The following is a 13,847-nucleotide window of genomic DNA, read 5'->3' on the forward strand; positions in this document are numbered from 1 at the left end:
TCATTCGCAATCCGGTGCGCCGGGCGTGTTTTCGCCATGCGCATCGCTTTCGTTGATCGACACCATGACACCGAACCAACCGTTTCTCGCGTCCCAGCGCGATGTGCTGCTGCTGCTTGCCCGGATCCTGCTCGTGATCCTGTTCGTCATGTTCGGCTGGAAGAAGATCGTCGACTTCCCCGGGACCATCGCGTTCATGGGTTCCGAAGGCGCGCCCGCGCCGATCATCTCCGCCGCGATTTCCGTCGTGATGGAGCTGTTCGTCGGGATCGCGATCCTGGTCGGTTTTCAGACGCGGGCGCTCGCGCTGCTGCTGGCGCTCTATACGATCGGCACCGGCATCATCGGCCACCACTACTGGACGATGACGGGCGGCGAGCAGATCAACAACATGATTCATTTCTACAAGAACATCGCGATCGCCGGCGGCCTGCTCGCGCTTTGCGCGGCGGGCCCCGGTCGTTTTTCGATCGATCGCGGATAAACGGACCCGGGGCGCGCGCATGGGGCACGCGCTGGAAGGTCGAGACTCCGAGGGGGCATCATTTTGCGACTCAAACATTTCGCATGGCTGATCGCGGCTGCCACACCGGCGGCCGCTTTTGCGCAGACGAGCGTGACGCTGTACGGCCGCGTCGACGGCGGCATCGAATACCTGAACCACATCGCGAAGCCGAATGGCGGCAGCGGGACCCGCTGGAGCGCCGAAAGCGGCGACTGGGGCACCAGCATGTTCGGGCTGAAGGGCATCGAGGATCTCGGCGGCGGGCTGTCGACGGTCTTCAACCTGGAAACCGCGTTCCAGGTGATGAACGGCCAGACGGGCGGCGGCCGCATGTGGTCGCGGCGTGCGTACGTCGGGCTGAAGAGCAACACGTGGGGCCAGCTGCAGGCCGGCCGGAACCTGTTCATCGACAGCGACGGCGTGTGGGAATTCGACCCGTTCGTGCAGCAGGCGTTTTCGTCGGCCTCGCTCGTGCGCGGTCGCAACTGGCAGCAGACCAGCAACAACATCGAGTATCACAGCCCGGTGATCGGCGGCTTCGACGTGCAGGCGCAATACGCGTTCGGCAATCAATCACGCGGCTTCAACTACGGTGCGGCCGACGATTTTGGCCGCTCGGACGGGATCATGATCTCGTACCACTCGCCGTTGCTCGACGTGCGCGGCATCTACGACGAACTGCGCGACAACAACGGCAAGTTCAGCAACATCTTCACCGCGTCGCGCGAGTATTTCGTCGGCGCGAACGTGAAGGTGTCGAAGTTCAAGATCCAGGGCGCGTATACGCATTACCAGGCGCCGGATAGTCCGGCCGGTGTTGCCGATCGGGCCGATCACTACTGGCTCGGCGCGACTTACACCGCGACGCCGCAGTGGGCGGTGACGGGCGGCGGGTACTACGTGAAGGTGGGCGATGGCGGCGGCGATGCGTCGCACGATCCGTCGGGGCACGCGATGATGTATGTGCTCGGCACGACGTACAACCTTTCGAAGCGGACGTTCCTGTATGGTACGGTTGCGTATGTGCGAAACGGCGGCAACTCGAATTTCTCGCTGCTCGCGACGCCGCGCGACGCGACGTCGGGGACGAGCCCGATGACGGGCGAGTCGCAGACGGGGGCGTATGTGGGGATGATGCATACGTTCTGAGCAGGCGGTTACGCGACCGGTACGCAACGCACGGGCGGTGGCTGCCCGTCCGTTGTTGTGTTTACGGGGTATGAACGGTGTCGATCAAAACCCGCACAGCTCGGTCGTCGTCAGCGTCGCGAACGGCCCCCCAAGCGTTGCGTTGTGATGCGCGACGATCCGCTCGGCCGGCAGCTCCGGTGTGTCCATGCAGGTATGTGCATCGGTCACGAGCACCGCACGAAAGCCGTGATCGGCGGCCGCACGGCAGGCCGTATCGACGCAGTACTGGGTCTTCATTCCCGCGATGACGATCTCGCCGATGCCGGCTTCGCGCAGCCATTCGGCGAGCCGCGTACCGGCGAAGCTGCTCGACTGCGCCTTGTCGAACACGATGTCACGCTTCATATCGATCTCGAGTTCCGGCACCAGCGCGGTCAGCGGCGTTCCCGCCGCAATCGGCGAACCGGCAAGCCCGGTGTGGCGCACGGCGAACACCGGTGCATCGGCTTCATGCGCGCGACCGATCAACCGGTTGATGTTCGCGAGCACGCGTTCGCCGTCGTAAGGATGCTCGGGGCCGTGAAACAGGCCAACCTGCATGTCGATGACGAGCAGTGCGCGTTTCGGGGAACAGATTTCTGGCATTGCGTTTCTCCTGAGTGGCCGATACGGACGGAGAAACGACAAGACCCCGTCCGGAACCGGCGGGGCCTGTGAGGAATGGCGCTACGACCTTGCGCGCACTCGCCGCACGAGCCCGCCGAAGGCGGTCGTGCGCGTCGTGGTCGAAGCGGTGGTCGTGATGTGGCGCATGAAGCGATCATGCACGATGCGCGCGCGCCACGTCAATCGCGCATCGTGCATCAGCCACTAGTCAGTCGAGCGCCTTTCCGGCCTTCTCGTCCATGCAGCGAATCGCGAGCAACGTCATTGCGCCACAGCCGATTGCATACCACGCGGGCGCATTCGGATTGCCGGTCGCCGCGATCAGCCACGTGACGAAGAATTGCGCGAAACCGCCGAAGATCGCGACGCCGACGCTATACACGAGCGCGCCGCCGGTGGCGCGCACCGCACGCGGGAACAGCTCGCCGAGCATCGCGCCCGTCGCGCCGATGTTGATCGCATGCACGATCGACAGCGCGGCGATGATCGACAGCAGCGATGCGGCGCCCGGCCAGCGGTTCAGTGCGATGAACGCCGGGTAGATCGCGGCCATCAGCACGATGCGCGTCCACCAGACGATCCGGTTGCGCCCGTAGACGTCGGACAGGTGGCCGCCGATCGGCGTCACGAGCATCAGGATCGCGCCCGCGACGCAGCCGGCCGTCATCGACAGCCACGTCGGCAGGTGCAGCACCTGCACGCCGTAGATCGCCATGTAGAACACGATGATGTAGTGGATCGACGTGCCGCCGATCGTCACGCCGAGGCCTGCGAACACGGCCTTGCCGTGATGGCGCAGCACGTCGGCGAGCGGCAGCGATGCAACCGGCTCGTCGTGCGCGGCGGCAGGCGCGGCGGCCGGCACTTCCTCGACGGTGCGGCGCAGCCAATAGCCGAGCGGCACGAACAGCGTGCCGATGATGAACGGCACGCGCCAGCCCCAGCTTTCGAGTTGCGCGGCATTCAGCGTCGACGTCAGTGCGACGCCGGTCAGCGCGCCGGCGAGCGCGGCGAGCCCCTGGCTCGAGAACTGGAACGACGCGTAGAAGCCGCGACGCTGCTGCGGCGCCTGTTCGAGCAGCAGCGTGGTCGACGCGCCAACTTCGCCGCCCGACGCGAACCCCTGCAGCAGGCGCGCGAGCACGAGCAGCAGCGGTGCGGCGAGCCCGATCTGCGCGAAGGTCGGCGCGACCGCGATCGTCGCGGTGCCCAGCGCCATCAGCAGCAGCGTGAGGATCATCGCCTTCTTGCGGCCGGCGCGGTCGGCATACATGCCGATCACGAGCCCGCCGAGCGGACGCGTGACGAAGCCGACGCCGAAGCTCGCCACCGCGAGCATCAATTGCCCGAACGGCGAATGCACGGGAAAGAACAGCTTGCCGATCAGGATGGCGAAGAAGCTGTAGACCGTGAAGTCGTAGAACTCGAGCGCGTTGCCGACGGCGGCGGCCGCGATCAGCCGGCGTTTCTTCGCGGCGGCGCGTGCATCGACCGGCGTGCCGGCGAACGAAAGGGCGGACGTTTCCATGTGGGGCTCCCCGTTGGGCGCGAAACGATGGGGTGAAGGGCCGTCAGGCCGCGAGCCAGGCTTCGGCGATGCGAACCCAGTAGCTCGCGCCGATCGCGAGGATGTCGTCGTTGAAGTCGTAGCCGGGGTTGTGCACCATGCAGCCGCCCTTGCTGCCGATCCCGTTGCCGATGAACGCGTAGCAGCCGGGGCGCGCTTCGAGCATGAACGCGAAATCCTCGCTGCCCATCAGCGGCGCGGCGTCGGTTTCGACGCGTTCGGCGCCGAGCATCTGGCGCGCGATGTCGGCCGCGAACGCGGTCGGCTCCGCGTGATTGACGAGTACCGGGTAGCCGTAGTCGTAGTCGACTTCCGCCGTGACGCCGAAGCTTTCCGCCTGGCCTTTCGCGAGCGCTTCGATGCGGCGCGCGAGCAGCGCGCGCACGTCGGCGTTCAACGCGCGCACCGACAGCTTCATCGTGACGGTTTCGGGAATGATGTTGAACGTCTCGCCGGCCTGCACGCTGCCGACCGTGATCACGGCCGCATGCTGCGCATCGACCTCGCGTGCGACGATCGTCTGCAGCGCGACCATGATGCTGCCCGCGGCCGACATCGGATCGCGCGCGAAATGCGGCATCGCGCCGTGGCCGCCGACACCGCGCAGCGTGATCGTCACGCGGTCGGCCGACGCCATCGCGGCGCCGGTGCGGAAGGCCATGTCGCCGGCCGCGCGGCCCGGCATGTTGTGGATCGCGAAGATCGCGTCGCACGGGAAGCGGTCGAACAGGCCGTCGTCCATCATCGCCTTCGCGCCGCCGAAGTTTTCCTCGGCCGGCTGGAAGATCAGGTTCAGCGTGCCGGAGAACTGGCGCGTGGCCGCGAGGTGGCGCGCCGCGCACAGCAGCATCGCGGTGTGGCCGTCGTGGCCGCATGCATGCATCTTGTTCGCGTGGCGGCTCGCGTACGGCAGGCCCGTGGCTTCCGCGAGCGGCAGCGCGTCCATGTCGGCGCGCAGCCCGACCGTGCGCGTGCCTTGCCCTTCGCGCAGCACGCCGACCACGCCCGTCTTGCCGATGCCGCGATGCACTTCATAACCCCAGCCGGCGAGCAGTTCGGCGACGAGATCGCTCGTGAGCGTTTCCTCGAACGCGAGCTCGGGATGAGCGTGAATGCGGCGGCGCACTTCGACCAGCTCGGGTGCGATCGCGGCGATACCGGGGATGACGGGGTTCACGGCTTGCAGCATGGTATCTCCTGGGGGGCAGGTGGGCGTTTGACGCACATATGACGAGCAAGCATATAAATTTCTTTTGTGTACCAGAAGCTGATAAATTGCTTTGGTGCTCACCACCGGTTGCCGCTCGGGAATACCCTGAGCCGGCGTGTGCCGCGCAGCACAGGGTTTCCACGGATCACGCGTCGCCGCCATGAAATACCATCAGCTGAAAGCGTTCGTCACCGTCGCGGAAGAGGGGAGCATTCGCGCGGCCGCGCGGCGCCTGAACGTGTCGCCGGCGGCGTTGACGAAGGCGGTCAAGGAACTGGAGATCGCGCTCGGCGTGTCGCTCGTCGTGCGCACCGCGCGCGGCGTGCAGCTCACCGCGTTCGGCCAGCAGTTGCAGGTGCGCGCGCGGCTGATCGTCGCCGAAATGCAGCGCGCCCGCGACGACATCGAGCAGGCGCAGGGCGCGATGACGGGCTCCGTCGCGGCGGCGATCACGCCGGCCGCCGCGGTGACGATCCTGCCCGATGCGTTTCGCGCATTCCGGCGCCGCTTTCCGGTGGCGCGCGTCAACCTGATCGAAGGGTTTCCGGGGGTCGCGCTGCCGCGCCTGCACGATGGTTCGCTCGATTTCGCGGTGGCCGTTGTCGTGCCCGAACTGCTGGCGGCCGAATTCGATCACGCGGAACTCTATGCGAGCCGGTCGCTGATCGTCGCCCGCAAGGGGCATCCGCTCGCGTCGGCCACGTCGCTCGCCGAGCTCGTCGAAGCCGACTGGCTGATGAACCCGTCGCCGGAAAGCTCGACGCAGGTACTGTTCAATTCGTTCGTCGCCTACGGGCTGCCGGTGCCGGCGCGTGTCGTCGAGTGCCCGAGCTTCGGGCTCGCGCGCAGTCTGATGATGGAATGCGACCTGATCGCGTCGATGCCCGAGCAATTGTTGCAGGCCGAATGGGCGCGCGACCAGCTCGCGGTGCTGCCGATCCGCGAGCGCCTGCCGGGCGTCTCGATGCAGGTCATCACGCGTCGCGACAGCCCGCTGACACCGGCAGCGGCGATGCTGCTCGACTGCCTGCGTGATTCCGCGCGGCGCAAGGGGCTGCGGTGAGCCGGCGCCCGCGGCGGGCGATCTTCAATGCATCGTCATCCTGACGATTATCCGTGCGGCGTTGTCGTCGTTTGACGGGCACGCGGCTTGCGCAGCGGGCACGCCAATCCGGCGCATGCCGCGCGAGCCGGTATCATAGCGGCCGGCCCGCCGCTCCGGCCGGCCTCCAACAACATCGCCATCCGGCATCCAGCAATCAGAGGCATTTCATGACCAGTGCAACCCAATTCGACAACGTATCGGTCGTCAAGCGCGCGAACGTCTATTTCGACGGCAAGTGCGTGTCGCATACCGTGCTCTTCCCGGACGGCACGCGCAAGACGCTCGGCGTGATCCTGCCGTGCGCGCTCAACTTCGGCACGGACGCCCCCGAATTGATGGAAGTGCAGGCCGGCAAGTGCCGCGTGAAGCTCGACGGCAGCAGCGAATGGCAGACCTACGGCGCCGGCGAATCGTTCTCGGTGCCGGGCAAGAGCCGCTTCGACATCGAAGTGCTCGAGACGCTCGATTACGTCTGCAGCTACCTGTAACACGCAGCCGCGCTGCAAAAGAAAAGCCCCGCCGAAGCGGGGCGTGTCGCAAGCGGATGGCGCACAGGCCATCCGAAGCGCCTGTTCTCGTTACAGGCAGGCGTTGATGTCGCCGGCCGACGATGCATCGCCGCCGCGGAAACCCACCCAGGTTTTCGCATTCGCGGCGTTGGCCGGGCGCACGACGGCGGCAGCGCCATTCGGCGGCTGCTGGCCCGGCGCATACACGGCCATGGCGAGGCCGTTCGCGAGTTCATACTGCGACGTCACTTGCTGCTGCGACTTGTCGGCCCAGGTCTTCGCGATGCACTGCGCGACCTCGTCGGCGGGTTTCTGGCTTTGTCCCACGTTCTGCAGGGCAGAATCGGCTGCATGAGCAGAAAATGCCACGGTCAATGCGATGAGCGGTAAGTATTTCGCGTTCACGTTATCTCCCTCGAGTCGTGATTGATTGAGTGGGATGCGCAGCACAGGACTGCGTACAAGTGAGATTGCATCGGCGGAGCACGGTTCCGGCTATTCCGAAACAAGTTGTTAACGCGCTTGCCAAATGGCGGCTCCGATGCTCTGCAGCGTTGCTGCGGCGCGGCATGCATCGTGTGCGGCACGACGTCATGCGCTGCGTGGTCGGCGCGCTGCCCGGTCGTGTGGTGACGTGACGGCCGCGGCGAACGGCATGTGTCTGCATGCCGTGCCGTGACTCTTTATTGGATCGCGAAGTGGAATGGCTAGATGGATGGCCCCGTCGCATGAGCACCATGATGACAAACTTTCGCCCGTCGAATTGTTAACCAACTTTAAACACGGGAAGCGACGGAATACGATGCGGCACGCGAGGGGCGTGCCGCATCGAGCGGAGCGTGCGCGGCGAGCGTGCCGCGCAGTGCAGTGGGTCAGCCGGCCTTGCGCGTGCCGATGTCGCGCAGGTTGGCCGGGACGATCGGGCGGAAGCGTTCGCGCTTCTGTTCGTCGTCGAAGTGCTGGAGGGCGGGCTTGATCAGGTCGCTGCGCGACACGATGCCCGTGATGCGCATCGATTGTTCGTCGTCGACGACCGGCAGGCGTTCGAGGCCGAGCATCGCGAGTCGCGACGCGACGACGCGGCAGGTTTCGTGCGCCTGCGCGACCGCCGGCGCGCGGTCGGCGAATGCGCCCGCGATCGGCGTGTCGGCCGCGGCCTGGGCGCGCTGCGCGTCGAGCGTCGCGCGATCGACGAGACCGAGCAGGCGGCCGTTCTGCACGACCGGGTACGCACGGTGCGTCTGCTTCGCGCCGAAGTATTGCGACTCGACGGCCTCGAGCGTTGCTGCGCCGTCGATCGCGACGAGCCGGTCGGCCGACGTCATCACTTCGCCGATGTCGTGCCGCTCGAGCGGATCGACGCCGTATTCGCGATAGATGTGATAGCCGCGGCGCGCGATCTTTTCCGTCATGATCGAGCGCTTCATCACGATGGTCGCGAAGCCGTGCGCGACGAGCGTCGCCGCGAGCAGCGGCAGCAGTGCGTTCGCGTCGTGCGTGAGGCCGAACGCGAACACGATCGCGGTCAGCGGGGCGCCGAGCGTGGCGCCCAGCGTCGCGGCCATGCACACCAGCGGCCACAGCGCCGGGTCGCCGCCCGGCAGCATCGGCGACAACACGGTGCCGAGGCCGGCGCCGAGCATCAGCAGCGGGGCGAGCACGCCGCCCGACGTGCCCGAGCCGAGCGCGATCACCCACATCACGGCCTTCACGATCAGCAGCGCGAGCGCGATCTTCAAGGCGATGTGCTGATGCAGCAGGTCGCCGATCACGTCGTAGCCGACACCGAGCGCGCGCGGCTCGAGCCAGCCACCGATGCCGATCACGATCGCGCCGAGCGCGGGCCACCACATCCAGTGCACCGGCAGCTTCGCGAAGGTGTCCTCGACGCGATACAGTGCCGCCGACAGGCCGCACGCGAGCATGCCCGACAGCAGGCCCGCGACGATGCACGACAGCAGCGCGACGGGCGTCGGTGCGGCGGTGGTCAACGGAAACAGCGGATCGACGCCGAAGAACACGGCGCGGGCAAAACCGGCCACCGCGCAGGCGAGCGCGACCGGCAGGAAACTGCGCGGGCGCCATTCGAACAGCAGCAGTTCGACCGCGAGCAGCACGGCGGCGACCGGCGTGCCGAACACGGCCGTCATGCCGGCGGCCGCACCGGCGACGAGCAGCGTCTTGCGCTCGGCGGCGGTGACGTGCACGCACTGCGCGATCAGCGAGCCGAGCGCGCCGCCCGTCATGATGATCGGGCCTTCCGCACCGAACGGGCCGCCGCTGCCGATCACGACGCCCGACGACAGCGGCTTGAGGATCGCGACCTTCGGCGACATGCGGCTCTTGCCGAACAGGATCGCCTCGATCGCTTCCGGAATGCCGTGGCCGCGGATCTTTTCCGAACCGAAGCGCGCCATCAACCCCACGATCAACCCGCCGATCACCGGCACGACGATCACCCATGCGCCCAGCGTGCTGTTCGCCGGCGAGCGGTCGGCGAACGAGAACTGCTGGTAGAAGAACAGGTTCGTGAACAGGTGGATCAGGCTCAACAGCACGAATGCGGCCAGCGTGCTGAGCAGGCCGATCCCGGCGGCGAGCAACGCGATCCTGGGCAGGCGGTCGTTGGTCGCGAAATCGCGTTTGTGGGGTGCGTTCATCGGAGTGGAAAGAGCAGGGGTCAGTAATCGATCTGGGGAACCTGGAACGCGTCCTTGAGCGACTTCAGCTCGGCGCGATGCATGGCCGCGAGACGCGCGAGCAGCGTTTCGCCGGCTGGCTCGAGGTGGACCTCGACCTGGCGCCGATCCGCTTCGCTCGTCTTGCGCTTCACGAGGCCGAGCGCTTCGCAGCGCGTGACCAGCGCGACGACGCCGTGATGCTGCGCCTGCAGGCGTTCCGCGAGCTCGCCGATGGTCGCCCATTCGCGATGCGGATAGCCCTTGATGTGCAGCAGCAGCAGGTATTGCAGCGGCGTCACGCCTTCGCTTTGCGCGGCGCGTTCGGAGAAGCGCTCGAAGCGGCGCATCTGATAGCGGAACTCGGACAGTTGCTGGAAATCGCCTTTCGTCAGCGCGCGTCGGGTATCGTTCATCGGGGCGGTCGGACAGTCAGTTTCGGTAGCGATGAATATATCACAACATGATATAAATGGTCGAATGGAGGCGAATAAAATGCCCTCCGTGTTGTGCCGGCGCGTTACGCGCGTCGCATGCGCTACGCCGCCTCGAGCATCTGCGTCTGGCGATAGAGGCCCGTGACGAGATCCGTTTGCGTAATGATCCCGACGAGCCGGCGCGATGCATCGACGACCGGAATGTGGTGGTGGCCCGAATGCGTAAACAGCGGAACGAGCGCGGTGATCGGCATCGTTTCCGGCACGCACGCGACGTCGCGCGTCATCACGGTGGCGACGCTCGCCGGCTGGCCGCCGAACGATTGCGGCAGCCGTGCCGACAGGCGCTGCCACAGCGGGGTCGGACGGCGCGGCGGGCGCGTGAGGTCGGCGCGCGTGACGATGCCGGTCAGGCGGCCTTCGCCGTCGACGACCGGCAGCGCCTTCACGCGGTGGCGGTCGAGCAGCGTGAGCGCGGCCGTCACCGACGTCGACGGCGCGACTTCGATCGCATGCTTCGTCATCAGGTCGGCGCACGAGAGTTGGCCGAAGGTGCGCGTATAAGCCTGCATCTCGGTTTCGCGCAGCAGCGCTTCGAGATCGTCCGGATCGACGTCGAGCCATTCGCCGCGGCGCTTCAGCACGGCATCGAGGTCGCCGCGCGTGAAGCCGCCGCGCGCGGGTGCGGCGCCGCCTGCCTGCGGTTTCGCGTCGGGGCGCACGCCGCCGTGCGGGTAGCGGTGCCCGGTCAGCGCGTGATAGGCGAGCGCGGCCGACAGCAGGATGGCCGATTGCAGCGCAATCGGCTCGAGCACGAAGCTGAACCCGAGCGAATGGATCGCAGGGCCGCCGACCACGGCCGTGAGCGCGACGGCGCCCGACGGTGGGTGCACGCAGCGCAGCACGAACATGCCGCCGATCGCGCACGCAATCGCGACCGCGGCGGCCGTGATCGGATCGGCGATCCATTGGGCGCACGCGACGCCGACCGTCGCCGCGACGAGATTGCCGCCGATGATCGACCACGGTTGCGCGAGCGGGCTTGCCGGCACCGCGAACAGCAGCACGGCCGACGCGCCCATCGGCGCGACGAGCAACGGCACGAGCCCCGGCACGCCGGGCAGCAGCCGCATCGTCACGCCGACCGTCGCGATGCCGACGAGCGCGCCCGTGCACGAACGCAGGCGCTCGCGCCAGCCCAGCGACATCGGATGGGGAATGAAGCTGTGCAGCCATTGCCGCAACGTGCGGCGCGACGAAGGGGAGCCTGACGACATGGACGGTAAGCGGTAAAAGTAACGGCGCGGAGGCACGCAGCGACGAGCCGCGAATTATATCGCGTTGTGATACAAATTGTCGCGATGCATCAAGCCGTTGCCCGTGCGCAGTGCGCCTTGCTTGCAAAAACCTTTCATATGATGAGAGCTTGGGGTCGGGCAATCGCGCAAATTTGTCTGCAGCGGCGTACAATTCGGGCCACTGAATCCCCCGTCATGCCAGAACCCCGTACGCGATGCCCGCTCTCCCGCCTTTCTCCCGGCACGGTGATCGATTCGACGTGGTTCGCGGCTGCGTTCCGTTCCCCACCTGACGCGAGCGCTGCCGACGCCTCCCCACTGACTCCCCCAAGCCAATTCAATGGACATGCTCGAAAACATGCGCCTGTTCGTGCGCGTTGTCGAATCCGGCAGTTTTACTGCGGTCGCGAAGGAAATCGACGCGACCACCGCGCAGGTGTCGCGCGCGGTATCGAACCTCGAAGCGCACGTACAGACGCGGCTGCTGCATCGCACGACGCGCCACCTCGGCCTCACCGAAAGCGGCGAACGTTATTTCGAGCGCGCGAAATCGATCCTCGCGGAGATCGACTACGCGAACGCGGAGGCGCGCAATGCATTGCTGCGGCCGAGCGGCAAGATGCGCATCCATGCGATGACGGGGCTCGGGCAGAGTCATGTCGTGTCGTCGATCGTCCGCTACCAGGAGGACAACCCCGACGTGTCGGTCGAACTGACGCTCGCGCAGCGGATGCCGAATCTCGTCGAGGAGGGCTATGACGTATCGATCGTGACGGCGTCGCAACTGCCCGATTCGGGCTATGTCGCGCAGACCTGCGGCACGAGCTGCAGCGTGCTCGTCGCGTCGCGCGAATACCTGGCGCGCCACGGCACGCCGCAGTCGCCCGACGAGTTGCCGAACCACGTGTGCCTGCGGCTCGACACGCCTGCGTCGCCGGCCGGCGAATGGCGGCTCGAGCGCAGCGATGGCGAGGAGGCCGTCTACGAGCTGCAGCCCGCGCCGTTCCAGGTCAACGTGCCGGACGCGCTGTGCGTCGCGGTGCGCGCCGGGCGCGGGATCGCGTGCGTCGCGCTGTATACGGTGCTCGACGACATCCGCGAAGGGCGGCTGATCCGCGTGCTGCCGGAGTACCGGCTGCAGACGGTGAGCGTGTATGCCGTCTACGCGACGCGCCGCTATCTCGACGCGAAGATCCGCACGTTCCTCGACCACCTGCGCACGACGCTCACGCCCGCGCTGGAGAACGACCTGCGCGAACTCGACCGGCTGACGACCGAACTGACGCCGGGCGGCCGCAAGCGCGCGTGACGATCGGCGCGGGCGTGCGCCGCACGCACCGCTCGGGTCGCGGCGAGTTCATGCGCGCGGCGTGATGCGAATCCGCTCGAAGCGTCCCGCGAGCCACGCGTAGGCGGCAATGCCGAGCAGCCCGTGCGCGGCGACGAACCACAATGCGCCGGCGAACGAGCCGGTGCTGGCGACGAAATAGCCGATCACGAGCGGCGTGACGATCCCGGCAATGTTGCCGAGGCCATTGAACACGCCGCCGCTCAGCCCGACCATGCCTTCCGGCGCGGTGTCGGCGAGCACGGCCCAGCCGACCGCCGCGAGCCCCTTGCCGAAGAACGCGATCGTCATCAGCGCGATCACGACCGCATTCGACGATGCGCCGTTTGCAAGCACGAGCAGCGTCGCCATCGCCATCCCCACGACGAACGGCGTCTTGCGCGCCTTCGACGGGTGCATGCCGCGCCGGATCAGCCAGTCCGACAGCACGCCGCCGAGCACGCCGCCCGTGAAGCCGCAGATCGCCGGCAGCGCGGCGACCCAGCCGGCCTCCATGATCGTCATCCCGCGCCCCTTGATCAGGTAGATCGGGAACCACGTGATGAAGAAGTAGGTGAGTGCCGTGATGCAGTACTGGCCGATGTAGATCGCCCACAGGTTCCGGTGGCGGAACAGTTGCGACACGTCGTGCCATGACACGCGCGGCCGATGGCGCACGCGGTTCGCTTCGAGATCGACGAGCGCGCCGTGCGCGCGCAGGTAGTCGCGCTCCGCGTCGCTCACGCGCGGGTGGCCGTGCGGCTCGCGATACCACGCGAACCACAGCGCGGCGAGCGCGATGCCGAGCATCCCCATCCACAGGAACACGTGCTCCCAGCCGAGCGCATGCGTGAGCCACGCCATCGCGGGCGTGAACAGCACGACGGCCATGTACTGCGCGGAATTGAACAGGGCCGACGCCGTGCCGCGTTCGGCGGTCGGGAACCAGCACGCGACGATTCTCGAATTGGCCGGGAACGCCGGCGATTCGACGAGGCCGAGCATGAAGCGCATGACGAACAGCGCGAGCGTGGCGGACGCGCCTTGCACGGCGAGCCAGCCGACCGTGCCCTGCAGCATCGTGAAGACGGACCACAGCAGCAGGCTCAGGCCATACACGCGCCGTGCGCCGAAGCGGTCGAGCAGCCAGCCGCCGGGAATCTGCCCGATCGCATAGGCCCACGCGAACGCGGAAAAGACGATGCCGAGCTGCACGGGCGTCAGCCCGAGGTCGTGCGCGACGCCGGTGCCGGCGATCGACATCGTCGCGCGATCCGCATAGTTGATGACGGTGACCGCGAAAATCAGCGCGAGGACCGCATAGCGGACGCGGCCGATCGTGCGCGAGGCGGCGGGTGACGCGGCGACGGCGGCGCCGCTGGATCGATTGGGCATGCGTGTCTCCTGGCCTCCG

13 protein-coding genes are annotated in these 13,847 nt (G+C 67.1%); 5 read left to right on the forward strand and 8 right to left on the reverse strand.

Translation table 11 applies throughout. The features are described from left to right. Window positions 1-64: 64 nt before the first annotated feature. Together LGM56_RS03970 and LGM56_RS03975 are read left to right on the forward strand one after the other, a co-directional pair. Window positions 65-484, forward strand: coding sequence for a DoxX family protein (locus LGM56_RS03970; RefSeq protein WP_089429075.1), 420 nt, complete (start codon window positions 65-67; stop codon window positions 482-484). A gap of 63 nt (window positions 485-547) precedes the next feature. Then, a complete protein-coding gene (locus LGM56_RS03975) occupies window positions 548-1,654 on the forward strand; it encodes a porin (protein WP_046548031.1) in 1,107 nt (368 codons plus the stop codon). Between the two features lie 84 nt (window positions 1,655-1,738). Here LGM56_RS03975 and LGM56_RS03980 read toward each other — a convergent pair whose 3' ends face one another. From LGM56_RS03980 to LGM56_RS03990, 3 genes are all read right to left on the reverse strand, one after another. Next, entirely contained in the window at window positions 1,739-2,281 is a 543-nt protein-coding gene (locus LGM56_RS03980) for a cysteine hydrolase family protein (protein ID WP_226202954.1), read from the reverse strand. 229 nt (window positions 2,282-2,510) lie between these two features. Further along, on the reverse strand, window positions 2,511-3,830 hold the full coding sequence (locus tag LGM56_RS03985; protein WP_089496757.1) for an MFS transporter: 1,320 nt from the start codon (window positions 3,828-3,830) through the stop codon (window positions 2,511-2,513). Window positions 3,831-3,873: 43 nt separating this feature from the next. Further along, on the reverse strand, window positions 3,874-5,058 hold the full coding sequence (locus LGM56_RS03990) for a M20 aminoacylase family protein (protein ID WP_226202956.1): 1,185 nt from the start codon (window positions 5,056-5,058) through the stop codon (window positions 3,874-3,876). Window positions 5,059-5,239: 181 nt separating this feature from the next. Here LGM56_RS03990 and LGM56_RS03995 point away from each other — a divergent pair, with 181 nt between their 5' ends. Together LGM56_RS03995 and LGM56_RS04000 are read left to right on the forward strand one after the other, a co-directional pair. Next, complete coding sequence (locus tag LGM56_RS03995; protein WP_089496759.1) at window positions 5,240-6,142, forward strand: LysR substrate-binding domain-containing protein; 903 nt, start codon at window positions 5,240-5,242, stop codon at window positions 6,140-6,142. A gap of 209 nt (window positions 6,143-6,351) precedes the next feature. Then, a complete protein-coding gene (locus LGM56_RS04000; RefSeq protein WP_006478890.1) occupies window positions 6,352-6,672 on the forward strand; it encodes a pyrimidine/purine nucleoside phosphorylase in 321 nt (106 codons plus the stop codon). Between the two features lie 90 nt (window positions 6,673-6,762). Here the strand turns inward: LGM56_RS04000 and LGM56_RS04005 are convergent, their stop codons facing one another. The 4 genes from LGM56_RS04005 to LGM56_RS04020 form a co-directional block, all read right to left on the reverse strand. Next, window positions 6,763-7,098, reverse strand: coding sequence for a hypothetical protein (locus LGM56_RS04005; RefSeq protein WP_046196524.1), 336 nt, complete (start codon window positions 7,096-7,098; stop codon window positions 6,763-6,765). Between the two features lie 467 nt (window positions 7,099-7,565). Further along, window positions 7,566-9,353 (reverse strand): chloride channel protein, encoded by a 1,788-nt coding sequence (locus LGM56_RS04010; protein ID WP_226202958.1) that lies wholly within the window; start codon window positions 9,351-9,353, stop codon window positions 7,566-7,568. Between the two features lie 20 nt (window positions 9,354-9,373). Further along, entirely contained in the window at window positions 9,374-9,787 is a 414-nt protein-coding gene (locus LGM56_RS04015; protein WP_089442277.1) for a MarR family winged helix-turn-helix transcriptional regulator, read from the reverse strand. Window positions 9,788-9,909: 122 nt separating this feature from the next. Then, on the reverse strand, window positions 9,910-11,085 hold the full coding sequence (locus tag LGM56_RS04020) for an HPP family protein (protein WP_226202960.1): 1,176 nt from the start codon (window positions 11,083-11,085) through the stop codon (window positions 9,910-9,912). Window positions 11,086-11,446: 361 nt separating this feature from the next. Here LGM56_RS04020 and LGM56_RS04025 point away from each other — a divergent pair, with 361 nt between their 5' ends. After that, window positions 11,447-12,415 carry a LysR family transcriptional regulator gene (locus LGM56_RS04025; RefSeq protein WP_089427284.1) on the forward strand — a complete coding sequence of 323 codons (969 nt, stop codon included), beginning with the start codon at window positions 11,447-11,449 and terminating at the stop codon, window positions 12,413-12,415. Window positions 12,416-12,463: 48 nt separating this feature from the next. Here LGM56_RS04025 and LGM56_RS04030 read toward each other — a convergent pair whose 3' ends face one another. Further along, window positions 12,464-13,828, reverse strand: coding sequence for an MFS transporter (locus tag LGM56_RS04030; RefSeq protein WP_226202962.1), 1,365 nt, complete (start codon window positions 13,826-13,828; stop codon window positions 12,464-12,466). Window positions 13,829-13,847 lie beyond the last annotated feature (19 nt).

This window comes from Burkholderia sp. AU38729, from assembly GCF_020419725.1.
Classification (GTDB): Bacteria; Pseudomonadota; Gammaproteobacteria; order Burkholderiales; family Burkholderiaceae; genus Burkholderia.